Origin of the sequence: Ramlibacter algicola, from assembly GCF_016641735.1 — a bacterium.
Lineage (GTDB): Bacteria > Pseudomonadota > Gammaproteobacteria > Burkholderiales > Burkholderiaceae_C > Ramlibacter > Ramlibacter algicola.
This window is the reverse complement of the sequence record NZ_JAEDAO010000001.1, coordinates 1,367,088-1,391,181: the sequence shown is the minus strand read 5'-3', so window position 1 is coordinate 1,391,181 and position 24,094 is coordinate 1,367,088. Positions and strand designations below refer to the sequence as shown.

At 71.6% G+C, this 24,094-nt stretch carries 23 protein-coding genes; 15 read left to right on the top strand and 8 right to left on the bottom strand.

The window, feature by feature from the left end; translation table 11 throughout:
- Nucleotides 1–459, bottom strand: a complete 459-nt coding sequence (locus I8E28_RS06790; protein WP_200787234.1) for a (2Fe-2S)-binding protein — start codon at nt 457–459, stop codon at nt 1–3.
- A 98-nt stretch (nt 460–557) separates the two neighbouring features.
- Between I8E28_RS06790 and pdxH the strand changes: the two genes are divergently transcribed.
- The 3 genes from pdxH to I8E28_RS06775 all read left to right on the top strand — a co-directional run bounded on the left by pdxH (nt 558) and on the right by I8E28_RS06775 (nt 2,701).
- A complete protein-coding gene (gene pdxH / locus I8E28_RS06785) occupies nt 558–1,205 on the top strand; it encodes a pyridoxamine 5'-phosphate oxidase (protein WP_200787233.1) in 648 nt (215 codons plus the stop codon).
- A 52-nt stretch (nt 1,206–1,257) separates the two neighbouring features.
- Nucleotides 1,258–1,731 carry a DUF411 domain-containing protein gene (locus tag I8E28_RS06780; protein ID WP_200790319.1) on the top strand — a complete coding sequence of 158 codons (474 nt, stop codon included), beginning with the start codon at nt 1,258–1,260 and terminating at the stop codon, nt 1,729–1,731.
- 82 nt (nt 1,732–1,813) lie between these two features.
- Nucleotides 1,814–2,701, top strand: a complete 888-nt coding sequence (locus I8E28_RS06775) for a ribose-phosphate pyrophosphokinase (protein ID WP_200787232.1) — start codon at nt 1,814–1,816, stop codon at nt 2,699–2,701.
- Here I8E28_RS06775 and I8E28_RS06770 read toward each other — a convergent pair whose 3' ends face one another.
- Nucleotides 2,702–2,893, bottom strand: a complete 192-nt coding sequence (locus I8E28_RS06770; protein WP_200787231.1) for a heavy-metal-associated domain-containing protein — start codon at nt 2,891–2,893, stop codon at nt 2,702–2,704. It abuts the gene before it with no gap.
- A 144-nt stretch (nt 2,894–3,037) separates the two neighbouring features.
- Here I8E28_RS06770 and I8E28_RS06765 point away from each other — a divergent pair, with 144 nt between their 5' ends.
- Together I8E28_RS06765 and cueR are read left to right on the top strand one after the other, a co-directional pair.
- Nucleotides 3,038–5,248: a heavy metal translocating P-type ATPase gene (locus I8E28_RS06765; protein ID WP_200787230.1), complete on the top strand. Its 2,211-nt coding sequence runs from the start codon at nt 3,038–3,040 to the stop codon at nt 5,246–5,248.
- Complete coding sequence (gene cueR, locus I8E28_RS06760; RefSeq protein WP_200787229.1) at nt 5,245–5,667, top strand: Cu(I)-responsive transcriptional regulator; 423 nt, start codon at nt 5,245–5,247, stop codon at nt 5,665–5,667. Before I8E28_RS06765 ends, cueR begins: the two co-directional genes overlap by 4 nt.
- 6 nt (nt 5,668–5,673) lie before the next feature.
- Here the strand turns inward: cueR and I8E28_RS06755 are convergent, their stop codons facing one another.
- Genes I8E28_RS06755 through msrA form a run of 3 tightly spaced genes read right to left on the bottom strand, consistent with a single transcriptional unit; the run spans nt 5,674 to nt 8,609 of the window.
- Complete coding sequence (locus tag I8E28_RS06755; protein ID WP_200787228.1) at nt 5,674–7,671, bottom strand: TonB-dependent receptor; 1,998 nt, start codon at nt 7,669–7,671, stop codon at nt 5,674–5,676.
- Between the two features lie 57 nt (nt 7,672–7,728).
- Entirely contained in the window at nt 7,729–8,064 is a 336-nt protein-coding gene (locus I8E28_RS06750) for a hypothetical protein (RefSeq protein WP_200787227.1), read from the bottom strand.
- Between the two features lie 8 nt (nt 8,065–8,072).
- Complete coding sequence (gene msrA, locus I8E28_RS06745) at nt 8,073–8,609, bottom strand: peptide-methionine (S)-S-oxide reductase MsrA (RefSeq protein WP_200787226.1); 537 nt, start codon at nt 8,607–8,609, stop codon at nt 8,073–8,075.
- Nucleotides 8,610–8,686: 77 nt separating this feature from the next.
- Between msrA and I8E28_RS06740 the strand changes: the two genes are divergently transcribed.
- The 7 genes from I8E28_RS06740 (at nt 8,687) to I8E28_RS06710 (ending at nt 17,031) form a co-directional block, all read left to right on the top strand.
- Nucleotides 8,687–9,457 carry a YdcF family protein gene (locus tag I8E28_RS06740; RefSeq protein ID WP_200787225.1) on the top strand — a complete coding sequence of 257 codons (771 nt, stop codon included), beginning with the start codon at nt 8,687–8,689 and terminating at the stop codon, nt 9,455–9,457.
- 104 nt (nt 9,458–9,561) lie between these two features.
- Nucleotides 9,562–10,251 (top strand): TetR/AcrR family transcriptional regulator, encoded by a 690-nt coding sequence (locus tag I8E28_RS06735; protein ID WP_200787224.1) that lies wholly within the window; start codon nt 9,562–9,564, stop codon nt 10,249–10,251.
- The gene (locus I8E28_RS06730) at nt 10,248–11,411 is read left to right on the top strand and encodes an efflux RND transporter periplasmic adaptor subunit (protein WP_200787223.1); all 1,164 of its coding nucleotides are present in this window, start codon (nt 10,248–10,250) and stop codon (nt 11,409–11,411) included. Before I8E28_RS06735 ends, I8E28_RS06730 begins: the two co-directional genes overlap by 4 nt.
- Nucleotides 11,412–11,414: 3 nt before the next feature.
- Nucleotides 11,415–14,615: an efflux RND transporter permease subunit gene (locus tag I8E28_RS06725; RefSeq protein WP_200787222.1), complete on the top strand. Its 3,201-nt coding sequence runs from the start codon at nt 11,415–11,417 to the stop codon at nt 14,613–14,615.
- A gap of 17 nt (nt 14,616–14,632) precedes the next feature.
- Nucleotides 14,633–15,322, top strand: coding sequence for a protein-L-isoaspartate O-methyltransferase family protein (locus I8E28_RS06720; RefSeq protein WP_200787221.1), 690 nt, complete (start codon nt 14,633–14,635; stop codon nt 15,320–15,322).
- Nucleotides 15,323–15,326: 4 nt separating this feature from the next.
- Nucleotides 15,327–15,662 (top strand): rhodanese-like domain-containing protein, encoded by a 336-nt coding sequence (locus I8E28_RS06715; protein ID WP_200787220.1) that lies wholly within the window; start codon nt 15,327–15,329, stop codon nt 15,660–15,662.
- A 31-nt stretch (nt 15,663–15,693) separates the two neighbouring features.
- Complete coding sequence (locus I8E28_RS06710) at nt 15,694–17,031, top strand: TolC family outer membrane protein (RefSeq protein ID WP_200787219.1); 1,338 nt, start codon at nt 15,694–15,696, stop codon at nt 17,029–17,031.
- On the opposite strand, the gene I8E28_RS06705 is transcribed toward I8E28_RS06710, so the two are convergent.
- The 3 genes from I8E28_RS06705 to I8E28_RS06695 form a co-directional block, all read right to left on the bottom strand.
- The gene (locus I8E28_RS06705; protein WP_239027195.1) at nt 17,021–18,337 is read right to left on the bottom strand and encodes a 3-deoxy-D-manno-octulosonic acid transferase; all 1,317 of its coding nucleotides are present in this window, start codon (nt 18,335–18,337) and stop codon (nt 17,021–17,023) included. The genes I8E28_RS06710 and I8E28_RS06705 overlap by 11 nt on opposite strands.
- Complete coding sequence (waaC, locus tag I8E28_RS06700; protein WP_200787217.1) at nt 18,337–19,302, bottom strand: lipopolysaccharide heptosyltransferase I; 966 nt, start codon at nt 19,300–19,302, stop codon at nt 18,337–18,339. The genes I8E28_RS06705 and waaC overlap by 1 nt, the downstream gene beginning before the upstream one ends.
- 228 nt (nt 19,303–19,530) lie before the next feature.
- Nucleotides 19,531–20,913 carry a phosphomannomutase/phosphoglucomutase gene (locus I8E28_RS06695; RefSeq protein ID WP_200787216.1) on the bottom strand — a complete coding sequence of 461 codons (1,383 nt, stop codon included), beginning with the start codon at nt 20,911–20,913 and terminating at the stop codon, nt 19,531–19,533.
- A 113-nt stretch (nt 20,914–21,026) separates the two neighbouring features.
- Here I8E28_RS06695 and I8E28_RS06690 point away from each other — a divergent pair, with 113 nt between their 5' ends.
- Genes I8E28_RS06690 through I8E28_RS06680 form a run of 3 tightly spaced genes read left to right on the top strand, consistent with a single transcriptional unit; the run spans nt 21,027 to nt 23,937 of the window.
- Nucleotides 21,027–22,526 (top strand): DNA-3-methyladenine glycosylase 2 family protein, encoded by a 1,500-nt coding sequence (locus I8E28_RS06690; RefSeq protein ID WP_239027194.1) that lies wholly within the window; start codon nt 21,027–21,029, stop codon nt 22,524–22,526.
- Nucleotides 22,523–23,017 (top strand): methylated-DNA--[protein]-cysteine S-methyltransferase, encoded by a 495-nt coding sequence (locus I8E28_RS06685; protein ID WP_200787214.1) that lies wholly within the window; start codon nt 22,523–22,525, stop codon nt 23,015–23,017. The genes I8E28_RS06690 and I8E28_RS06685 overlap by 4 nt, the downstream gene beginning before the upstream one ends.
- On the top strand, nt 23,014–23,937 hold the full coding sequence (locus I8E28_RS06680; RefSeq protein WP_200787213.1) for a DMT family transporter: 924 nt from the start codon (nt 23,014–23,016) through the stop codon (nt 23,935–23,937). Before I8E28_RS06685 ends, I8E28_RS06680 begins: the two co-directional genes overlap by 4 nt.
- Nucleotides 23,938–24,094 lie beyond the last annotated feature (157 nt).

The window sequence follows — 24,094 nt, the reverse complement described above, 5'->3', positions numbered from 1 at the left end:
TCAGGCCAGGCTGCGGGCCGCGTCGTGGATGGCGGCGCGAATGCGGGCGTAGGTGCCGCAGCGGCACACGTTGCCTGCCATCGCCTCGTCGATGTCGGCGTCGGTCGGCTTGCGCTTCGTCTTCAGCAGCGCCGTCGCGCTCATCACCTGCCCGCTCTGGCAGTAGCCGCACTGCGCGACGTCGTGCTTCACCCAGGCGGCCTGCACGGCCTGGCCGATGCGGTCGTTGCCGACCGCTTCGATGGTGGCGATCTTCTGGCCCGCGGCCGCCGACACCGGCGTGACGCACGAGCGCACCGGCGTGCCGTTCAAGTGCACGGTGCAGGCGCCGCACAGCGCCTGGCCGCAACCGAACTTGGTGCCCGTCATGCCGAGCGTGTCGCGCAAGGTCCAGAGGATGGGGGTGGACGGATCGACGTCGGCATCGACGTCTCTGCCGTTGATGTTCAGCGTTGCCATGCGGCCTCCTGCAGCGTGAGTCCGCGAACTGTAGCGCTGCGCCTTCTCCCGCCGACGCGTGGGGGGGTGCGCACCACGCGGGTGCCACAATCGCGTGCATGAGCGACACCGCCAAGCACATCGCGGACCTGCGCAAGAGCTACGAGAAAGCCGAGTTGAGCGAAGAGGCCAGCCACGCCGACCCGCTGCGCCAGTTCGACCAGTGGCTCACGGAAGCGATCGCCGGCGCGGTGCCCGAGCCCAACGCCATGACGCTCGCAACGGTGGCGAGCAACCTGCGCCCCAGCACCCGCGTGGTGCTGCTCAAGGGCTACGACGCGCGCGGCATCGTCTGGTACACGAACTACGACAGCCGCAAGGGTCGCGAACTGGCGGGCAACCCGTACGCGGCGCTGCAGTTCCACTGGGTCGAACTCGAGCGCGTCGTGCGCATCGAGGGCCGGGTCGAGCGGACCACCGCCGAGGAGAGCGACGCGTACTTCGCGAGCCGTCCGCTCGATTCACGCATCGGCGCCTGGGCCAGCCCGCAGAGCGAAGTGATCCCCGGTCGCAGCGTGCTGGTCGCGAACGCCGCGAAGTACAGCGCGCAATTCCTGCTGCAGCCGCCGCGCCCGCCGCACTGGGGGGGCTATCGCCTCGTGCCGGACGAGTGGCAGTTCTGGCAGGGCCGCAAGAGCCGCCTGCACGACCGGCTGCGCTACCGGCTCGACGGCGGCGCGTGGGTGCGCGAGCGCCTCGCGCCCTGACCTGCGTCAAGCGCGGCCTTCCCGGCCGCCCGACAATGTGGCGATGACCACGATGCGCCACTCCCCCGTCCGCCGCGCCGTCCTCGGCACATTGCTCGCCACCGCCGCGTTGCCCTGGGCGCACGCGCAGAAGGCGCCGGCATTCGTCGAAGTCTGGAAGGACGAAGGCTGCGGCTGCTGTGCCGACTGGGTGCGCCACCTGGAGCAGGAAGGGTTCCAGCTGAAGGTGCACGACGGCGGCCACCACCCGATGCGCGAGAAGCTCGGCCTGCCGCGCCAGTACGCGTCCTGCCACGTCGGCCTGGTCGGCGGCTACCTCGTCGAGGGCCATGTGCCGGCGGCCGACATCCGGCGGCTGCTGCGCGACAAGCCGAAGGCGCTGGGGCTCGCGGTGCCGGGCATGCCGGTCGGCTCGCCGGGCATGGATGGGCCGGCGTACGGCAACCGCCGCGACCCGTTCGACGTGCTGCTCGTGGCGCGCGACGGCAGCGCGACCGTGTTCCAGCGCCATCCCGCCAAGGGCTGATCCACCGTCGCGCTTGCGCGGCCCACGGCCGCGCCGACCTGCGCCACACTCGGCGCATGCCCCACCCCGCCGTCGACCGCGCATGAGCGTCCTCGTCGTGCCCCTGCCCGGCGCGGAGCCGATCGCGGCCGACCTCGCCGGCCATCTCGGCGCGGAGACCGGGTCGATCGACTTCCGGCGCTTCCCGGACGGGGAGTCCTACCTGCGGCTGCTGGCCGACCCCGCGGGCCGCGACGTGGTCGTCGCGGCCGCGTTGCGCGATCCGGACGCGCAGGCGCTCTCGCTCTGGTTCGTGGCGGACACGGCACGCGAACTGGGCGCGCGCTCGGTCGGGCTCGCGACGCCCTACCTCCCCTACATGCGGCAGGACGCGCGCTTCAAGCCGGGCGAGGCGATCACCTCGCGCAGCTTCGGCCGCTACGTGTCGCAGGCGTTCGACTGGCTGGTGACGGTCGACCCGCACCTGCACCGTTACGACTCGCTGGACGCCGTCTACAGCATCCGCACGGCCGTGGTGCCGAGCGCCCCGGCGGTGGCGCACTGGGTGCAAGCGCACGTGCCGGAAGCCGTGCTGGTCGGGCCGGACGCCGAGAGCGAACAGTGGGTGGCGGACGTCGCGCGGCGCGTCGGCTGCCCCTGGCAGGTGCTCACCAAGACGCGCCGCGGCGATCGCGACGTCGAGATCACCCTGCCCGACCCGCAGCTCGTGCAGGGCCGCCGGGCCGTGCTGCTCGACGACATCATCTCCAGCGGCCACACGATGGGCGAAGCGGCGCGCCACGTGCGCGACGCCAGCGGGCAGGCGCCGACCTGCATCGGCGTGCACGCGCTGTTCGATGCCGACGCACGCCAGTACCTTCTGGACTGCGGCGCGGGCCGCGTGGTCACGTGCAACACGGTGCGCGACCCGAGCAACGCGATCGACGTGCTGCCGGACGTGGCAATGGCGATCCGCGGCCTGCTGGCCTGATCAGGCCGGCGTGTAGCCGGCTTCGCTCAACGCGGCCACGAACTTCTCGCGCGGCTGCGCCGACTCCACCTTCGCCTGCTTGGCGGCCAGGTCCACTTCGACGCGCGCCTGCGGGTCCACTTCGTGCGCGGCTTCGGTGACGGCGGCGATGCAATGCCCGCAGCTCATGGCGGGCAGCTTGAATTCATGCATGGGGTTCTCCTTGATCGGGTCGCTCATCGTCGAGGTTGCCACGGGGGCAAGGTCAACGGGGTGCGGCAGTGTCCCTGCTTGATGCAAGGCAAGGACGGCAGGACCGCTTGACCCTACCATCATGGCAAGGTTCAGACTCGCTGCATGACTTCCACCACCCTTCCCGCCCCGGCCGCCGTTCGCCTGCAGATCGAAGGCATGACCTGTGCCTCCTGCGTCAACCGCGTCGAACGCGCGCTGCGCAAGGTGCCCGGCGTGGCCAGCGCCGAAGTGAACCTCGCCACCGAAACGGCGGAGGTCGGCTTCGCCGCACCGGGCGGCGACGTCGGCGCCCTGTCCGCCGCGGTCGCGAAGGCGGGCTACCAGGCGTACGTCGTTCGCGAGGACGGGCCCAGCCGGGGCGACGACGCGTTGCATGGTGCCTGGCCGGTGCTCGTCGCCGCGCTGCTGTCGTTGCCGCTGCTGGCGCAGATGGGTGCGATGGCGGTGGGTTCGTCCTGGATGCTGCCGCCGTGGGTGCAACTCGCCCTGGCCACGCCGGTGCAGTTCTGGCTCGGCGCGCGCTTCTACCGCGCGGGCTGGGCGGCCCTGCGCGACCGCAGTGGCAACATGGACCTGCTGGTGGCCATCGGCACCAGCGCCGGCTACGGCCTCAGCGTGTGGTCGATGTGGCGCCACGGCGGCCACGCGCACCTCTATTTCGAAGCGTCGGCGGTCGTGATCACGCTGGTGCTGCTGGGCAAGTGGCTGGAAGGCCGCGCCAAGCGGCAGACCACGCAGGCGATCCGCGCGCTCAATGCGCTGCGGCCCGACGGCGCGCGCGTGCAGCGCGACGGCGTCGAACGCGAGCTGCCCGTCGCGCAGCTGGTGCCGGGCGACCGCCTCGTCGTGCGCCCCGGCGAGCGGCTGCCGGCGGACGGCGTCGTGCTCGAGGGCAGCAGCCACATCGACGAATCCATGATCACCGGCGAGAGCCTGCCGGTGGCCAAGCACGCCGGCGACAAGGTCACCGGCGGGTCGGTCAATGCCGAAGGCCTGCTGCTCGTGCAGGCCACGGCGCTCGGCGCGGAAAGCACGCTGGCCCGCATCGTCCGCCTCGTCGAATCCGCGCAAGCGCACAAGGCACCGATCCAGCGGCTGGTCGACCGCGTCAGTGCCGTGTTCGTGCCCGCGGTGATCGGCATCGCGGCGATCACGTTGCTGGCGTGGGGCCTCGCGACGGGCGACTGGGAACAGGCCATCCTCAATGCGGTCGCGGTGCTCGTGATCGCCTGCCCGTGTGCGCTCGGCCTCGCGACGCCGGCGGCCATCATGGCGGGCACGGGCGTCGCCGCGCGCCGCGGCATCCTGGTGAAGGACGCCGAAGCGCTCGAGGTCGCGCACCGCGTCGACGTCGTTGCCTTCGACAAGACCGGCACGCTCACGCAGGGGCAGCCGCGCCTGGTCACCTCCTTGCAGGCGCCCGGCGCCAGCGACGTGCTCGCAGCCGCCGCGGCGCTGCAGGCCGGCAGCGAACATCCGCTGGCACGTGCGGTGCTCGCCGCGGCACGCGAAGCCGGAACCAGCGTCCCCGCCGCGCAGCGCGTGCAGGCGGTCGCCGGCCGCGGCATCCAGGGCGTCGTCGATGGCCGCGACCTGCGCCTGGGCAGTTCGCGCTGGATGACGGAACTCGGCGTCGACCTCGGCGCGATGCAGGCGGCCGCGCAGGAGGCGCAGGCCTCGGGACAGACGCTCTCGTGGATCGCCGACCTGACGGACGGCCCCCGCCTGCTCGGCATGCTGGCCTTCGGTGACACGCTCAAGCCCGGCGCCGCCGCCGGCGTGCAGGCATTGCGCGCGCAAAGCGTGCGCACCGTGCTAGTGTCCGGCGACAACGCCGGCGCCGCCGGTGCCGTCGGCCGCGAGCTCGGCATCGACGAAGTGCACGCCGAGGTGCTGCCGCAGGACAAGGCGGGCTTGCTGCAGAAGCTGCGAGAAGGCGGGCACGTGGTCGCGATGGTGGGCGACGGCATCAACGACGCACCGGCTTTGGCCGCCGCGGACGTCGGCCTGGCGATGGCCACCGGCACCGACGTCGCCATGCATGCCGCCGGCATCACGCTGATGCGCGGCGAGCCCGCGCTGGTCGCCGATGCGCTCGACATTTCGCGGCGCACCTACGCCAAGATCCGCCAGAACCTGTTCTGGGCCTTCGCGTACAACGTGGTCGGTATCCCGCTCGCCGCGCTGGGCTGGCTGAGCCCCGTGCTGGCGGGCGCGGCGATGGCCTTCAGCAGCGTCAGCGTCGTCACCAACGCGCTGCTGCTGCGCCGCTGGAAGGGCGCCGCGGCGAGCCCCTCGAGGAAGCAGCCATGAACGACACCTTGTTCAACATCGGCGAAGCGGCGCGCCGCTCGGGCGTGTCCGCGAAGATGGTGCGGCACTACGAATCGCTCGGCCTGCTGCCGGCGGTGCATCGCACGGAAGCGGGCTACCGGCAGTACGGCGACAACGAGGTGCACACGCTGCGCTTCATCCGCCGCGCGCGCGACCTCGGCTTCTCGATGGAGGAGATCGGCCAGCTGCTCAAGCTGTGGCAGAACAAGCGGCGCACCAGCGCCGACGTGCGCCGCATCGCGAGCAAGCACGTCGAGGACCTGACGCGCAAGATGGCCGAGATGGAGGCGATGCGCCGCACGCTGCAGCACCTGGTGCACTGCTGCCACGGCGACGAACGCCCCGACTGCCCGATCCTCGACGAGCTCGGGCACGCGGCGGCGCAGCCCGCAGCGTGAGTCCGTTCAGAACGTCGCCTGGACGCCCAGCTTGATGCTGCGGCCGGGCAGCGGAACGCGCCCCGGCTGCGTCTGCGTGAGGATGGAGCTCGCGCTCGACGCCAGCTTGTCCGCCAGGTTGTCGACGCGCGCGTACCAGAGCAGCCCTACGGGGCCGCGCTGTTGCTTCCACGTGAGCGCGGCGTTCCAGAGCGTGTACCCCGCTGTCGGCAAGTCGCCGGCCGGCACGCGGCGTTGCGCTGCGTACGCATCGCCTCCGAGACGGGCGCCCCAGGCGTCGTGCGTCCACGCCAGCGTCGCCCCGGCGCGCGCGGGCGCGATGCGCGGCAGCGGCTCGCCCGTGTCGCGATTCGTGGCCCGCACGACGTCGGCACGCCACTCGAGGTCCCACTGGCCCGGCGCGAACGCCGGCAGCCGCACGGCCCCGTTCGCCTCGCCGCCCGCGAAGCGAGCCCGCGCGGCGCGGTAGGCCAGCACGGGCAGGTCATCGCGCGCCGTCCCGGTCGAATACAACGTCACGTAGTTCGCGAACTCGGTGGCCCACGCGCGCAGCTCGGCGCGTGTCGTGCCGCGTTGCCAGCGCACGCCGGTGTCGACGCCGACGGAGCGCTCGACGGACAGGGTCGCATCACCGACTTCGTAGGCGGAGGTGGCGAGATGCGGGCCATCGGCGAACAACTCGTAGTCGCGCGGCGCGCGCTCGGTGCGCGCGACGCTGGCGCTCCACTGCCACTCGCCCGCGAGTTTCCAGTTCAGGGCGGCCGCCACGCTGCGCGGCTGGAAACTGCGGTCGGCCTGCGGGAAGCGCGCCAGCAGTGGATCGCCGAGCGACCGCACGCGCACCTGCTCGATGCGGCCGCCGAAGGTGGCCTTGAGGTCGCCGATGCCGGCCTCCTCGAACGCATACAGCGCCTGCTGTGACGTGCGGCTGGGTGGCGCGAAGGCTTCGTCGCCCTCCGCCGAGAAGTGCGTCGCCTCCACCTGCAGCCCGACGACGCCGCGCAGAGGGCCGAGCGGCACATGCCGGGCCTGCAGCCGCAGGTCGTTGCCGCCGGTGCGGAACACCGTGCCCGGCACGCCTCCGTCGAATTCGGTGTGCCGGTATGCGGTACGGCTGGCTTGCAGCTTCACGGATTCGAAGGGGCCGATCGGCTTGCGCCACTCGCCTTCCAGCGCGTAGCGCGTCGAGCGCATCCTGATCGTCGCCTCGTCCTCGGCCACGGCGCCGTAGTCGCTGCCATGGGTCGAGACCGAGGCGCCGAGATGGCCGCCGTCGAAGAACAGCGAACCGCCCACGGCGCCGCCCTCGGCCTGGGCCGCGGAATTGCAGATGCGGCGCTGCAGCCGCGGCACGCCGCCGGGCGCGCAGGACAGCGCGGCGGGCACGGCGACGTCGTCGCTGCTGCGGCGGTACGCATCCGCGTGCAAGCCATAGCGGTCAGTGCCCGAATCCACGTGCACCGCGCCGGCGGCCTCGCGCGCGCCGCTCGCCAGCGAGAAGTGGGCGCGGCCGGTCGTACCGTCCAACGGGTCGCGCGGGATGCGGTTGTCGATCAGGTTGACCACGCCGCCGACGGCGCTGCCGCCGTAGAGCAGCGCGGCGGGCCCGCGCAGCACTTCGATGCGCTCGATCGTGATCGGGTCGACCGCGACCGCATGGTCGTAGCTCACGCCCGACACGTCGAAGGCGGCGCCGCTGTTGCTCAGGATGCGGATGCGGTCGCCGTCGAGCCCGCGGATGACCGGCCGGCTGGCCGTCGGGCCGAAGTAGGTGCTGGACACGCCGGGCGTGGCGTTGAGCGTCTCGCCCAGGCTGGACTGCGCGCGCAGCAGCAGGCCGGTGCCGGACAACTGCTGCACCGGCGTGCTGACGTCGTCGTCACCGAGCGGGTTGCCGGTGACGGTGACGTCCGGCAGCGCGCGGCGCGGCGCCTCCTGCGCGAAGGCCACGGCGCCACTGGCGCACAGCGCGAGGACGGCGCCTCGCGCGAATGAATGGGACATGGGAAATCCTCGAAAGACACGGAATCGCCTGCGCGATGCGCAGGCGGCGGGACCGGTTCAGGCGAGGAAGGGCGGGCCGCGGGCGCGGAAAGGGAGGACGGAGGAGGCCGCGACACCGACCTCGGTCGGCAGCACGCAATCAGTCGTCGCCAGGGGCGCGATAGCGACAGCCGCGGTCGGCGCCGCATCGCCGTGCGACAGCTGGTCGAACAGGCGGCAGCCGCTGCCGTCGTCGTGGGTCTTGAACAGGCCGCCGAGCGACGCCGTGGCGACGGCTTTCGAGGACGCGGCCGGCCCGCTCGCCAGGCGCGCATGCGCCACGCCATGGACGGCGCCGAGCGTGTGCGCCGCGAGCAGCGCGCAGGCGAAGACCCAGGACCAGAAGCGACGCATCGAGCCGGTCAGCCTTTGGACAGCTCGGAGAACGTCTTGCGGAACTTGGCGACCTTCGGCGCCGCGACCGCCATGCAGTAACCCTGCGTGGGGTTGCGCTCGAAGAAGTCCTGGTGGTACGGCTCCGCGGGCCAGTAGCTGCGCAGCGGCTGGATCTCGGTGACCACCGGCTTGCCGTAGACCTTGTCGCGCTCGAGCTCCTGCACGATCTTTTCAGCCTCGGCCTTCTGCTCGTCGGTCGTGTAGTAGATGCCGCTGCGGTACTGGGTGCCGACGTCGTTGCCCTGCCGGTTCAGCTGGGTGGGGTCGTGCACGACGAAGAAGATCTCCAGGACCTGCCGCGTGCTGATCCGGGCCGGGTCGTAGGTGAGCTTGACCACCTCGTTGTGGCCGGTGCGGCCCGTGCAGACCTGCTCGTACGTCGGCTGGTCCACGGTGCCGTTGGCATAGCCGGACTCGACGTCGGTGATGCCGCGCACCTGCACGTACACGGCTTCGGTGCACCAGAAGCAGCCGCCGCCGAGGACGATGGTCTGTTCGCTCATGGCCGTCTCTCCTTGGAAGGGCCGCCACTGTAACTCCGCGCGGGGGCGGGCCGCGGCCCCGCTAGCATCGCCCCTCGATGGAACTCGGTGAACTCAAGCCGGTGCTCAGTGCGCTGGCGCTCCCCCCTACCGCCCCGCTGCTGCTGCTGTCCATCGGCCTCCTGCTGGCGGCCGGACGCCGCAAGCGGCTGGGCCTCGCAGTGTCCGCGTTCGCGGGCGTGCAGATCTGGCTGCTCAGCTGCTCGGGCTTCGCGTTGTGGCTGTCGCACCTGCTGCTGCCCACGGTCCAGCCGCTGCGACCGGCTGCGCTTGATCGCGTGCAGGCCGTCGTCGTGCTCGGCGCGGGCGTGTTGCGCGACGCGCCGGAGTACGAGGTCGCGCAGCCGAACGGCTACCTGTTGGCGCGCCTGCGCTACGGCGCCCGGCTGGCGCGCTCGAGCGGCAAGCCCCTGGCGTTTTCGGGCGGCATCGGCTGGGCGTCGATCGGCGGCGACATCGCCCCCGAAGGCGACGCGGCCCGGGCCGCCCTGCAGCGGGACTTCGGCATCACCCCGCGCTGGGTGGACGGCGAGTCGCGCGACACGCATGAGAACGCCCAGCGCAGCTGGGAGCTCCTCCAGCCCGCGGGCGTGCGCCGCATCGCGCTGGTCACGCATGCCTGGCACATGCCGCGCGCGCAGCGCGAATTCGAGCGTGCCGGGTTCGAAGTGGTGCCGGCGCCGACCGGGTTCCTGACCCCGCAGATGCGGCCCCTCCTCCTGTGGATTCCCTCGGGCGAGGGACTGGCCGATTCGCGGATCGTGCTGCGCGAAGCGCTCGGCCTGCTGGTGCAACGCCAGCCACTTTGAGCCCCTGAGCGGAAGCGTCCGCTCACATGCGGCCGCCTGTCTTGACCATCGAATCGGGTGGCGGGTACATTACTAACCAGTCAGTCAGTAGATAGGCAGGACCGATGGCTTCGACCAAACCCCTGAGCCGGCCCGCGGACGCCGACGAGCCGGCTGCCCGCCGCGAGCGGCGCAAGGAAGCACGTCCCGGCGAACTGCTGGATGCGGCGCTGGACCTGTTCGTCGAGAAGGGCTTCGCTGCCACGCGCTCCGAGGAAGTCGCGGCACGTGCTGGCGTGTCCAAGGGCACGCTGTTCCTCTACTTCCCCAGCAAGGAAGAACTGTTCAAGGCCGTCGTGCGCGAGAACATCTCCGGCCGCTTCGGCGAGTGGCAGGACGAATTCGAGAAGTTCGAGGGCACGTCCGCCGAGATGGTGCGCTACTGCATGCGCGTCTGGTGGGAGCGCATCGGCGCCACCCGCGCATCGGGCATCACCAAGCTGATGATCAGCGAGGCGCGCAACTTCCCCGAGCTCGCCGCCTTCTACCAGCAGGAAGTGATCCGCCCGGGCACCGAGTTGATCCGGCGCATCCTGCAGCGAGGCGTCGACAGCGGCGAGTTCCGCCCGCTGGACGTCGACAACTCCGTTTACTCCATCGTCGCGCCGATCGTGTTCCTGATCATGATGAAGCACTCGCTCGGGCCCTGCTCGCCGCAGGACTACCAGCTGGACCCGCTGCGCTACATCGAGGCGATGGCCGACAACCTGCTGTCGGGCGTCTGCGCCCGGCCCGCGCAGGAGCAGCGCCGATGACTCGGTCCCGCAAGTGGTTGCTGGCGGTCCTCGTCGTCGGCCTGGTGGTCGTGTTCCTCGGCTGGCGCGCCATCGGCGCGCGCAAGGCGCGCGAGGCGGCAGCACCCGCGGCCGCTGCGAAGGCCGAGGTCGTCGTCGAACTCGCGCAGACCGACGTCGTGCGCGCGCAGGAGCTCGAGCTCACCACCGGCGTGCCGGTGTCCGGCTCGCTGCGTGCCGTGAACAGCGCCGCCGTCAAGGCGCGCGTGGCCGGCGAACTGCAGGGCCTGACGGTGCGCGAAGGCGACGTCGTCAAGGCCGGCCAGGTGCTGGCGCGCATCGACCCCACCGAATCGCAGGGGCGCCTGCGCCAGGCGCAGCAGCAGGCCGACGCGGCCAAGGCGCAGATCGAGATCGCGCAGCGCCAGTACGACAACAACAAGGCGCTGGTCGACCAGGGCTTCATCTCCAGGACGGCGCTCGACACCTCGCTGGACAACCTCAACGCCGCGAAGGCCACGTACCAGGCTTCCACCGCCGCGGCGGACGTCGCGCGCAAGACGCTGGACGACACCGTCCTGCGCGCGCCCATCGACGGCGTCGTGTCGCAGCGCGTGGCACAGCCGGGCGAGCGCGTCGGCATCGACGCCAAGGTGCTGGACATCGTCGACCTGCGCCGCCTCGAGCTCGAAGCGACGCTGGGCGCCGCCGACTCGGTGCAGCTGCAGGCCGGCCAGGCCGCGCAGCTGAAGGTGGAAGGCCTCGAGCGCCCCGTGCCGGCGCGCGTCGCGCGCATCAACCCGAGCGCGCAGGCGGGCAGCCGCAGCGTGCTGGCCTACCTGTCCATCGACGACCCCGCCGGCCTGCGGCAGGGCCTGTTCGCGCAAGGGCGCGTGCTGACCGGCGCGACGAAGGCGACGGCCGTTCCCCTCGCCGCCATCCGCGCCGACAAGCCGTCGCCGTACGTGCAGGTCGTCGAAGGCGGCCGCGTCGTGCACAAAGCCGTGCAGCAAGGCGCGCGCGGCGAGGCCGCGAACGAAACGTGGGTCGCCGTCGACGGCGTGCCCGCGGGGACCACCGTGCTGAAGGGCCACCTGGGCCAGCTGCGCGAAGGCACCGCGGTGCGCTTCACCGGCGGCACCACCGCCGCGCCCGCGGCTTCCGGCGCGAAGGCAGCCTGACCCATGTGGTTCACCCGCGTCAGCCTGAAGAACCCGGTGTTCGCCACCATGGTGATGCTGGCGCTGGTGGTGCTCGGGCTGTTCTCGCTGCAGCGCCTGAACGTCGACCAGTTCCCCAACATCGACTTCCCGGTCGTGGTCGTGCAGACCGAGTACCCGGGCGCGTCGCCCGAGGTGGTCGAGAGCGAGGTGACGCGCAAGGTCGAGGAAGCCGTCAACTCCATCGCGGGCATCGACTCGCTGACCTCGCGCACCTACGACGGCCTGTCGGTCGTGATCCTGCAGTTCCAGCTGCACATCGACGGGCGCAAGGCGGCCGAGGACGTGCGCGAGAAGGTCGCCGCCATCCGGCCGCTGTTCCGCACCGAGGTGAAGGAGCCGCGCGTACTGCGCTTCGACCCGTCGGCGCGCGCCGTGTGGTCGGTCGCGGTGCTGCCGGACGCGAAAGCGACCAGGCCGATGAGCGCGGTGGAGCTCACCAACTGGGCCGACCAGGTGCTCAAGAAGCGGCTGGAGAACGTGCGCGGCGTCGGCTCCGTCACGCTGGTGGGCGGCAGCAAGCGCGAGGTGAACATCTACCTGGACCCGCAGGCGCTGGAAGCCTTCGGCATCACGCCCGACCAGGTCGCGACGGCGGTGCGCAACGAAAGCCAGGACCTGCCCGTCGGCGCGGTGCGCTCGCTGGCGCAGGAACGCGTCGTGCAGGTCGATGCCCGCATGCAGCGGCCGGAGGAATTCGGCAAGCTGATCGTCGCCCGCCGCAACGGGGCCCCCGTGCGCCTGGAGCAGGTCGCGCGCGTCAACGACGGCCCGCAGGAAGTCGACAGCCTGGCCCTCTACAACGGCCAGCGCACGCTGCTGCTGTCGGTGCAGAAGGCGCAGGACGAGAACACGATCGCGGTGATCGACGGCCTGAAGGCCACGGTCGCCGAGATGCAGGCGCAGCTGCCGCCGGGGGTGCGGCTGGAACAGATCCAGGACGGCTCGCGGCCGATCCGCGTCGCGGTGGAGAACGTGCGCCGCACGCTGATCGAGGGCGCGATCCTCACCGTGCTGATCGTGTTCCTGTTCCTGAACTCCTGGCGTTCGACCGTCATCACCGGCCTGACGCTGCCCATCGCGCTGATCGGCACCTTCCTGTTCATGAACTGGTTCGGGTTCACGGTCAACATGATCACGCTGATGGCGCTGTCGCTGTGCGTGGGCCTGCTGATCGACGACGCCATCGTGGTGCGCGAGAACATCGTGCGCCACGTGCAGATGGGCAAGACGCCCTGGCAGGCCTCGCTGGACGGCACGCAGGAGATCGGGCTGGCGGTGCTGGCCACCACCTTCTCCATCGTCGCCGTGTTCCTGCCGATCGGGTTCATGCAGGGGATCATCGGCAAGTTCTTCCACGAGTTCGGCATCACCATCGTGGCCGCCGTGCTGATCTCGATGTTCGTGAGCTTCACGCTCGACCCGATGCTGTCGTCGGTGTGGCACGACCCCGAGATCGAGGCGCACGGCAAGCCGCGCGGCAACTCCCTGTACGACCGCACCATCGGCCGCGTCACCGGCTGGTTCGACCGCGCGACCGAGTCGATGGCCGAGGGCTACCAGTCGCTGCTGCGCTGGGCGCTGGGCCACAAGCTCACGACCGTGCTCGTGGCCACCGGCATCTTCGTCGCCAGCGTCTTCATGGTGCCGCTGCTGGGCACCGAGTTCGTGCCGAAGGCCGACTTCTCCGAGACCAGCGTCAGCTTCTACACGCCGATGGATTCCTCGCTGGAGCTGACCGAGAGCAAGGCGCGCCAGGTCGAATCGATCATTCGCGAGTTCCCCGAGGTGCGCTACACGCTGTCGACCATCAACACCGGCAACGCGGCCGGCAAGATGTACGCATCGATCTACGTGCGCCTGGTGGACCGCAAGGACCGCGCGCGCAGCGTCGACCAGATGTCGGGCGTGCTGCGCCAGCGGCTGCAGCAGGTCCCCGGCATCACCGTCACCCACGTCGGCCTGCTCGACGCCGTCGGTGGCAACAAGCAGGTGGAGTTCTCGCTCCAGGGTCCGGACCAGAAGGAGCTGGAGCGCATCGCCCGCACGGTGATGGACCGCATCCGCGGCATCCCCGGCCTGGTCGACCTCGATTCCAGCGCCAAGCCGGCCAAGCCGACGGTGCAGGTGCAACTGCGGCGTGACGCCGCCTCGGACCTGGGCCTGTCCGTGGGCCAGGTCGGCAGCGCGCTGCGCACGCTGGTCGCGGGCCAGACCGTGGCCACATGGCGCGCCCCGGACGACCAGACCTACGACGTCAACGTGCGCCTCGCGCCCGAGGCGCGCACGTCGCCGCAACAGCTGGAACGCGTGCCCTTCGCCGTCGGCACCAACCCGGATGGCAGCATGCGCATCGTGCGCCTGAACCAGGTGGCGGACGTGCGCGACGGCACCGGCGCCAACCAGATCAACCGGCGCGACCTCACGCGCGAAGTCGCCATCAACGGCAACGCCGCCGGCCGCGGGGCGGGCGAGATCTCCGCGGACATCAAGCGCAGGGTGGAGGAAGTGGGCCTGCCCCCGGGCTACCGCTGGCAGTTCAGCGGCTCGGCCAAGAACATGGCGGAGTCGTTCGGCTACGCGGTGTCGGCGCTCGTGATGGCCGTGATCTTCATCTACATGATCCTGGCCAGCCAGTTCAAGAGCTTCCTGCAGCCGCTGGCGCTGATGACGTCGCTGCCGCTGACCCTGATCGGCGTCGTGCTGGCGCTGATGGCGTTCGGCTCCACGCTGTCGATGTTCTCCATCATCGGCATCGTGATGCTCATGGGCCTGGTGACCAAGAACGCCATCCTGCTGGTGGACTTCGCCATCCGCATGCGCGAGGAGGGGATGGAACGTGCCGAGGCGCTGCTGCTGGCCGCCCGCGTGCGCCTGCGCCCGATCCTGATGACCACGCTGGCGATGATCTTCGGCATGGTCCCGCTCGCCTTCGCCCTGAGCGAGGGATCGGAGCAGCGCGCCCCCATGGGGCAGGCCGTGATCGGCGGCGTCATCACCTCCTCGCTGCTGACGCTGGTGGTCGTGCCGGTCGTCTACTGCTACCTGGACGACCTCGCCGCCTGGGCGAACCGCAAGCGCCGCCGGCCGGCCGCGGCCCCCACCTCGGGAGGCGGTGGCCCATCCGGGGCCGTGCCCGCTTCTAAAATGGACGGTTTGTCCTGAACGCCACGCGCACCGCCATGAGCAGCCAGCCTTCCATCGACCAGCTCCGCTTCAACATGATCGAGCAGCAGATCCGCCCCTGGGACGTGCTCGACCTGGAGATCCTGGACCTCCTGTCCGTCGTCAAGCGCGAGGAGTTCGTGCCGCCGCACCACAGGGGGCTGGCCTTCGCGGACATGATGATCCCGCTGCGCGGCACCCTGGAGGACGGGATGCGCACCGGCCAGGTGATGCTGGAGCCCAAGATGGAGGCTCGGCTGCTGCAGGAGGTCTCGCCGAAGCGGCACGAGAAGGTGCTGGAGGTGGGCACCGGCTCCGGCTACATGGCCGCCCTGCTGGGCGCCCGCGCCCAGCGCGTGGTCAGCCTGGAGATCGAACCGGAGCTGGCCCGCATGGCGCGCGAGAACCTGCAGCGCGCCGGCGTGCGCAACGTGGAAGTGCGCGAGGCGGACGGCTCCCGCGGGCTGGCCGCGGAAGGCCCGTTCGACGTCATCGTGCTGTCCGGGTCGGTCGCGGAAGTGCCGGCGGCGCTGGTGCAGCAGCTGAAGGTCGGCGGCCGTCTGGTGACGATCGTCGGCGACGACCCCGTGATGCGCGCCACGCTGGTCACGCGCACCGGCGACACCACCACCACGACGGCGCAGCGCTGGGACACCATGGCCCCGCGCCTGCTGCACTTCCCGGCCCCCTCCCGCTTCAAGTTCTGAGCCCATGATCGACCAGGTCCGCCCGTCCGATGTCGATGCCTGGCTGGCGGCCCAGGGCGGCGACGGTGTCGTCCTCGACGTCCGCGAGCCCGCCGAACTGCAGGCGGCCGCCGTGCAGCCTGGCCCCTTCCACGTGCTGTCCATCCCCATGGGCGACGTTCCGTCGCAAATCAGTCGACTGGACCCGGACCAGCCCATAGCATGCTTGTGCCATCACGGCGCCCGCAGCATGCGGGTGGCCATGTTCCTGGCGCAGAACGGCTTCACCCGCGTGGCCAACATCGCGGGCGGCATCGATGCCTGGTCGCGCGAGCGCGACCCCTCGGTGCCGAGGTACTGAACGACAACGACACACGACAGACGGAGAAGGCATGAAATCGAAGCGGCTCGTTCCCCTCGCGGCAGCCATCGCCGCGGCCCTGTCCGCCGCGCCGGCCTCGGCCCAGAGCCTGCTGGCGCTGTACGAGGCGGCACGCGGCCAGGACGCCGCATGGCAATCGGCCAAGGCGCAGTACGACGCCAACCTCGCCCGGGCCGACCAGGCGCGCGCCGCGATCCTGCCCTCGGCCAGCCTGTCGTCCAGCTATTCGCGCTCGCATTCGGACATCGGCGGCATCCCCACGGGCCCCGGCAACCCGAACGCCTACAACACGTTCAACACCACGCTCACCGCCACCCAGCCCCTGTACCGGCCCGCCAACTGGGCGACCTACGAACAGGGCAAGCGACAGGTGCAGCTGGCCGAGGCGCAGCTGACCGGCGCGCAGCAGGACCTGATCGTGCGCGTCAGCCAGGCCTACTTCGACGTGCTGGCGGCGCAGGACACGCTGGAATTCGTCAAGGCGCAGAAGGCCGCCGTCGGCGAGCAGCTGGCCAGCGCCAAGCGCAACTTCGAGGTCGGCACCGCCACCATCACCGACACGCGCGAGGCGCAGGCCCGCTACGACCTGGGCAACGCCCAGGAGATCGCGGCCGAGAACGACCTGCGCGTCAAGAAGCTCGCGCTGGAGTCGCTGGTCGGCCAGAAGAACGTGCAGCCGGTCTCGGTCGCCGCGCCGCTGCAGCTGGCACCGCCGGAGCCGGCCGATCCCGAGGCGTGGGTGGCGCTGGCCGACAACGCCAACCCCACCATCCAGGTCGCGCGCACGAACCTCGAGATCGCCAAGCTGGAAACCGACAAGGCCAAGGCCGGCCACAAGCCGACCCTGGACGCGCAGGCCAGCTACACCAACCTGCACAACATCGGCGGCTCCTCGGGCAGCAACCTGGGCACGCAGCCGCGCGTGGCCACGGCCGGCGTCGTGCTGACGGTGCCGCTGTTCGCCGGCTTCGCGACCCAGAACCGCGTGCGCGAGACCCTGTCGCTGGAACAGAAGGCCGAAGCGGACCTGGACAACGCGCGCCGCACGGTGGCGCAGGCCACCCGCGCCGCGTACCTCGGGCTCGTCTCCGGCCAGGGCCAGGTGCGCGCGCTGGAAGCCGCCGAGGCGTCCAGCCAGAGCGCGCTCGACGCCAACCGCCTGGGGTACCAGGTCGGCGTGCGCATCAACATCGACGTGCTGAACGCGCAGAGCCAGCTGTACCAGACCAAGCGCGATCTCGCGCAGGCCCGCTACAACGTGCTGCTCGGCCAGCTCAAGCTGCGGCAGGCCAACGGGACGCTGGTGCCCGAAGACCTCGCGCGCCTGAACGCGCTGCTCACGAAGTAAGCCGGCGCCCCTGCCGCCGCAGCAGCGCGAGGATCGCGTCCGCGGTCTTCGCCGCCGCGCCGCGGTGCGCCTGCGCGAAGCGGGTGGCGTTCGCCACCACCTCGCCGCGCCGGGCGGGGTCGGCCACCAGGGCCTGCGCGGCGCGCACCCCCTCCTCCATCGTCGCCACGCGGACCGCCCCGCCCTCGGCCTGCGCGCGCTCGGCCGCCTCGGCGAAGTTGAAGGTGTGCGGCCCCATCACGACCGGGCAGCCGCAAGCCGCCGCTTCGATCAGGTTCTGGCCACCCAAGGGGAGGAAGCTGCCGCCCAGCAGCGCAACGTCCGCCAGGCCGTAGTACAGCGGCATCTCGCCGAGCGAATCGCCGATCCAGAGGTCCGCGTCCGGTGGGCCGCCGGCACCCCACGCGCTGCGGCGCGCGACGCGGAAGCCCGCCTGCTGCGCGAGTTGCGCCACTTCGTCGAAGCGCTGCGGATGGCGCGGCACGAGCAGCCAGCGGGCCGCGGCGGCTTCGCCATCCGTGGCGCGGCGCGCGAAGCCGGCGCCGGACAACTCGCGTTGCGCCGCCAGGATGCGCAGCAGCTCGGCCTCCTCGCCTTCGCGCGAGCTGGCGAACATGATGACCGGCGCGGCCGAGCGGGCGCGCCAGTCGCGGCCCTGCTGCAGCAGCGCGGCGTCGGGCTCGGCATCGAACTTGAGGTTGCCGTAGACGCCGCTCACCTGCGCGCCCGCGCGGCCGAGGCGCTGCGCATCGGCTTGCGTCTGCGCCCACACGGCGCCGAGCGACCCATAGGCAGCGCGCGAGAGGCGCTGCAGGCGCAGCGTCTTGCGCAGCGACTGCTCCGACAGGCGCGCGTTCGCCAGCAGCAGCGGCACGCCTTCGCGCTCGCACGCGTCCGCCAGGTTGGGCCAGACCTCGGTCTCCATCAGCACGCCGGCGGCGGGGCGGAAGTGGGCGAGGAAGCGCGCCACCGCGTGCGGCGTGTCCCAGGGCAGCCAGGCCTGCTGGTCGCCTTCGCGCAGCAGGCGCGATCCCTCTTCCCGGCCGGTCGCCGTGCCGTGCGTGAGCAGCACGCGCAGCGCCGGATCGCGCTCGCGCAGCGCGGCCAGCAGGATGCCGGCGGCACGCGTTTCGCCGAGCGACACCGCATGGATCCACAGAGCGCCGGGCGTGGCCGGCTGGTCGTAGCGGCCGAAGCGTTCGTCGACCGCGACCAGGTAGCCAGGCTCGGCCGCGCCGCGCCGGCGCAGCTTGCTGCGCAACAGCGGTTGCGCGCCGCGCATCACGAGCGAGTAGAGCTTGCGCATCACGCCGCTCCCCGCACGGCCAGCCAGGCGTTCCATACCGCGTCGAGCGACGGCGCCGGCTGCGCGTACACGCTGCGCTGGTGCGGCGCCGACGGCCCGGTGCGCCAGGCCGTGTCGAAGTTGTAGACCTGCACGTGCGGCAGGTCGAGGGCGACGGCGATGTGCGACAGGCCGCTGTCGACGCCGATCACGCCGGCGCACGCGGCCAGGCGATCCGTCAGCGCGCCCAGGTCCATGCGCGGCCACACCTGCGCGGCGGGCCCGATCGCGGCGGCGATGGCCTCGCTGCGCGCGAGCTCGGCGTCGCTGCCGTGCGGCAGGCCGATGGCGTGGCCCTGCTCGACGAGGCACCGGCCGAGCGCGATCCAGTGCTCCTGCGGCCAGCACTTGTCCTCGCGCGAGGTGCCGTGCACGAAGGCGACCTCGGCCGCGCGGCGAGACGTCGGCGCCGCGCGCAGGCCGAAGCGAAGGGGCGACGGCATTCCATAGTCGAAGGCTGCGGCGCACAGGAGGCGCGACCGCGTGACGGCATCGGTGCGCGGCGTGATCGGGACCGCGACGTCGGCCACCCAGCGCGTCGGCGCTTCCCAGCCGGCACCATCGGTGCGGTTGCCGAGCGCGAAGCGCCGCCCCGATTCGCTGGTGCGCGCTGCACGGGCCACGAGCGCCGACTTGGTCAGCCCTTGCAGGTCGAGCACCGCGTCATAGCGCGTGGCCCGCAGTGCCTTGCGAAAGGTGCGCCACTCCGCCCGCGTCTCCGCAGCCAGCGGCGACCGCGCCCAGCGCCGCAACTCGCACGGGATGACCAGCGACACGCCCTCGCAGCGCTCCACCAGCGGCGCGAACGCCCGCTCGACGACCCAATCCACCTGCACGCCCGGCACGCAGGCCAGCACGTCCTGCACCGCCGGCATGGCATGAACCACGTCCCCGAGCGAGGACAGCTTGACGATCAGGACTCTCACTGGGCGGGCATTGTCGCCGCAGTCGCCTGCCGGGGACCCATGCGGCGGTGCGGGATGAAGGACAGGGGGCGCTTCGCGCGGCTCAACGCAGAGGACGCAGAGAGGGGACAGAGAACACAGAGAAGACAGGACAGGAAGGAATCAAGTCGTTCCCTCTGCGTCCTCTGTCTTCCCTCTGCGTCCTCTGCGTTGGAAGGTGCCAGCGGCGCGCAGCGCGCCGCGCACGACTCAGTGGGCCGCCGCGCCGATCTTGGCGTCGGGCTTCACGGACCGCAGCAGCTCCAGCATCTCCTTCTCGATGCGGTGCAGCGCTTCTTCGGTGTGGCCCTCGAAGCGCAGCACCAGCACGGGCGTGGTGTTCGACGCGCGGACCAGGCCGAAGCCGTCGGGCCAGTCGACGCGGACGCCGTCGATGGTGGACACCTCGGCGGGCTTGGCGAAGTTGGCCTTGGCCATCAGCTCGGCGACCAGGCGGTGCGGCTCGCCTTCGGCGCACTGCACGTTCAGCTCCGGCGTCGAGAAGCTGGTGGGCAGGCCGTCCAGCACGGCGCTCGGATCCTGCTCGCGCGACAGGATCTCCAGCAGGCGGCAGCCGGCGTAGGTGCCGTCGTCGAAGCCGTACCAGCGCTCCTTGAAGAACACGTGGCCGCTCATCTCGCCCCCCAGCGGCGCGCCGACTTCCTTCATCTTCGCCTTGATCAGCGAATGCCCCGTCTTGAACATCAGCGGCTGGCCGCCGGCTTCGCGGATGGCCGGCGCGAGGCGTTGCGTGCACTTGACGTCGAACAGGATGGTGCCGCCCGGCACGCGCGACAGCACGTCGCGCGCGAACAGCATGATCTGGCGGTCCGGGTAGATGGTGTTGCCGTCCTTGGTGACGATGCCCAGCCGGTCGCCGTCGCCGTCGAACGCGAGGCCCAGTTCCGCGCCGCTCGTCTTCAGCGCCTCGACCAGGTCGCGCAGGTTCTCGGGCTTGCTCGGGTCCGGGTGGTGGTTCGGGAAGTTGCCGTCGACCTCGCTGAACAGCTCGATCACTTCGCAGCCGAGCGCGCGGAAGATGCCGGGCGCCGATGCGCCGGCCACGCCGTTGCCGCAGTCGACGACGATCTTCATCGGCCGCGCGAGCTTGATGTCGCCCACGATGCGATCGCGGTACGGTTGCAGGATGTTCACGTTGCGGACCTTGCCGCCGCCCTGGGTGCTCCAGTCCTCCTGCTCCATCGTGCGGCGCAGGTCCTGGATTTCCTCGCCGTAGATGGCGCGGCCCTTGAGGACCATCTTGAAGCCGTTGTAGTCCTTCGGGTTGTGGCTGCCGGTCACCTGGATGCCGCTCTGGCACAGCGTCGACGCGGCGAAATAGAGCATGGGCGTCGTGCAGACACCGACGTCGATCACGTCGACGCCGGCGGACGTGAGGCCGCGCACGAGGGCGGCCGACAGCGACGGGCCGGACAGGCGGCCGTCGCGCCCCACCGCGACCGTGGTTTCGCCTTCCGCCAGCGCGGCCGTGCCGAACGCGCGGCCCAGCCCTTCGGCCACCTGTTCCGTGAGCGTGCTGGGCACGATGCCGCGGACGTCGTAGGCCTTGAAGATCGAAGCGGAGACTTGCATGTTCTGGGACTTCCCTGAGGTGCTGCGGAGGACCCGCATTCTAGGAGCGGCGGGTCGGGGCACAGGTCCGGAAACGGCGAGTCTCCATGGTCGCGTTCTCTATGATCCGGGGCATGCGATCCGACACCGAAGCGCTCCAGCCCGACGCCTGCTACCTGGCGCTGAAGGCACGCGACGCGCGCTTCGACGGCTTCTTCTTCACCGGCGTGACGTCCACCGGCATCTACTGCCGCCCGGTGTGCCGCGTGCGCACGCCCAAGCGCGAGAACTGCCGCTTCTTCCCCAGCGCCGCGCAGGCCGAGCGCGCCGGCTTCCGCCCCTGCCTGCGCTGCCGGCCGGAGCTGGCGCCCCACGCACCGCGCTGGTCGATCCAGGACGCCACCGAACTGCTCGCGCAACAGGCCGCTCGCCTGCTCGACGAGCCGGAAGCGTGGCCCGACGCGACGCCCACGGTCGAGCAGCTCGCACGCCGGCTCGGCGTGAGCGGCCGCCACCTGCGGCGCCTGTTCGAGGCGCGCCTGGGCGTGTCGCCGCTGCAGTACCTGCAGACGCGGCGGCTGCTCACGGCGAAACAGTTGCTCGCGGACACGGACTTGCCGATCACGCAGGTGGCCCTCGCGAGCGGCTTCGCGAGCCTGCGCCGCTTCAACGCGGCCTTCGTGCAGCACTACGGCCTGAGCCCGAGCGGCGTGCGGCGCGAGGGCGGTCGGCGCGGCGGCGGCGCGCTGGTGCGCCTGGCGTACCGCCCGCCGTACGACGTCGACGCGATGCTCGGGTTCTTCCGTGCGCGCGCGATCGACGGCGTCGAGCTCGTCGAAGGCCGCCGCCTCGCACGGACGCTCGCGATCGACACCGCGGGCACCACGCTGCGCGGCTGGATCTCGACTGAATTCGATGCCGACGCGCCGCACGTCATGCTGCAGGTGAGCGACTCGCTGCGGCCCGTGCTGCCGCTGGTGATCCGCCGCGTGCGGGCCATGCTCGACCTGGACGCGGACCCGGTCGCCATCGACGCCGTGCTGCACGAAAGCTTCCCCTGCTGCGAGGGCCTGCGCGTGCCGGGCACCGCGGCCGGCGACGAAGTCGCGATCCGGGCGGTGCTCGGGCAACAGATCACGGTCGCCGCCGCACGCACGCTGGCGCGCCGACTCGCGGAGCGTTTCGGCGAACCGGTGGAGACGCCGATTCCCGGGCTGCACCGCCTGTTCCCCCATGCACGCGTGCTCGCACAAGCGAGCGGTGACGACCTGGGGCAACTGGGCATCGTGCGGCAGCGGCAGGCGGCGATCGTCGCCATCGCGAAGGCGGTGGCCACGGGCGACCTGCGGCTGCACGCCGGCGCCGAAGTCACGCCGACGCTGGACAAGCTGCGCGCCCTGCCCGGCATCGGCGACTGGACGGCGCAGTACATCGCGATGCGCGCGCTGCGCTGGCCCGACGCGTTCCCGTCCGGCGACATCGCGCTGCAGAAGGCATTGGGCGTCACGCCCGGGACGCGCGCGGCGCGCGATGCGCAAGCGGCCTCGCTCGCATGGACCCCGTGGCGCAGTTACGCCGTGATCCGCGCGTGGTCACGTGGCGTCACGCCGACACAACGGAAGGCAACAGCATGAAACACATCTCCAGCCTGGTCGCGGCGCGCCACGCGAGCGCCCTGGGCGACATCCTGCTCGCGGCCTCGCCGCGTGGTCTCGCGGGCCTGTGGTTCGACGGCCAGAAGCACCAACCCGACAGCGCGGCGTGGCCACTGCAGCCCTCGCACCCCGTGCTCGTGCAAGCGATGCGGCAACTCGACGAGTACTTCGCGGGCCGACGCACGCAGTTCGACCTGCCGCTGGACTTGCAGGCGGGCACCGCGTTCCAGCAGGGCGTGTGGCGCGCGCTGCTGGCGATCCCGCATGGCGCGCACTGCACGTACGGCGCGCTCGCGCAGCGCATCGATGCGGTTCGCGCGGTGCGCGCGGTGGGCGCCGCCGTGGGCCGCAACCCGCTGAGCATCGTCGTGCCCTGCCACCGCGTGCTGGGCAGCACGGGCGCGCTCACCGGGTACGCGGGCGGGCTGGAGCGCAAGACGGCGCTGCTGCGGCTGGAAGGCGTGCTTTGACGGGGCGTGCGCGCGGCCCGCGCGCGTGGGTCGTCGACTTCCTGCTGCTCGCCGCGATCTGGGGCGGCTCGTTCCTGTTCATCCGCCTCGGCGTGGTCGAGTTCGGGCCGCTGGCCACCGCGTTCATGCGCGTGGCCATCGCGTCGGCCTTCCTGCTGCCGCTCGTGGCGTGGAAGGGCCGGGCGGGCGACCTGGTCGCCCACTGGAAGAGCATCTTCGCCATCGGCGTCTTCAATTCGGCGCTGCCGTTCGCGCTGTACTCGTTCGCGCTGACTTCGATCGCCACCGGGCTGTCCGCCATCCTGAACGCGACCGTGCCGCTGTTCGGCGCGCTCGTCGCGTGGGGCTGGCTGCGCGAGCGTCCGGCTCCGTGGCGCGCGGCCGGCCTGGCGATCGGCTTCGCCGGCGTCGCGCTGCTCGCCGGCGACAAGGCCGACTTCCACTCGCGCGGGCAAGCGCTGCCGACCGGCTGGGCCGTCCTGCTGTGCCTGTTCGCCACCTTGTCGTATGGCGTCGCCGCGAGCGCGGCGAAGAAGTACCTGTCCGGCCGGCCGGCGCTCGTCACCGCGGCGGGCAGCCAGCTGGGCGCGCTGGTCGCCCTCGCTCCCTTCGCATGGTGGAGCTGGCCGGCTGCGTTGCCGGGCCTGCGCGCGTGGCTCGCCCTGGTCGCGCTGGGCGTGCTGTGCACCGGCGTCGCGTACATCCTGTATTTCCGGCTCATCGAGGAAGCGGGACCGTCGCGCGCGCTCGCGGTCACGTTCGTGGTGCCGGTGTTCGCCGTGCTCTACGGCGTGCTGTTCCTGGACGAGGCGGTGACCGGCTGGATGCTCTTCTGCGCCGCGATCATCGTCGCGGGCACGGCGCTGTCCACCGGCCTGGTGCAGCCCCGCGCGAGCGCGGCCGCGCGGCGCAACGCCTGACGCACGCGGCCTGGCCGCGCACCGGGCAATCCCCTCTAGCCCCTTCGGGCCATGGCCCCCCTGGCGGCCGTAACGCCTGCGCGCGCCCCCCTGTTTGAGAATGGTCCGCATCGCCAGCCGCCACCTCACAACGATGCCCCGACTCCTTCCAGCGATC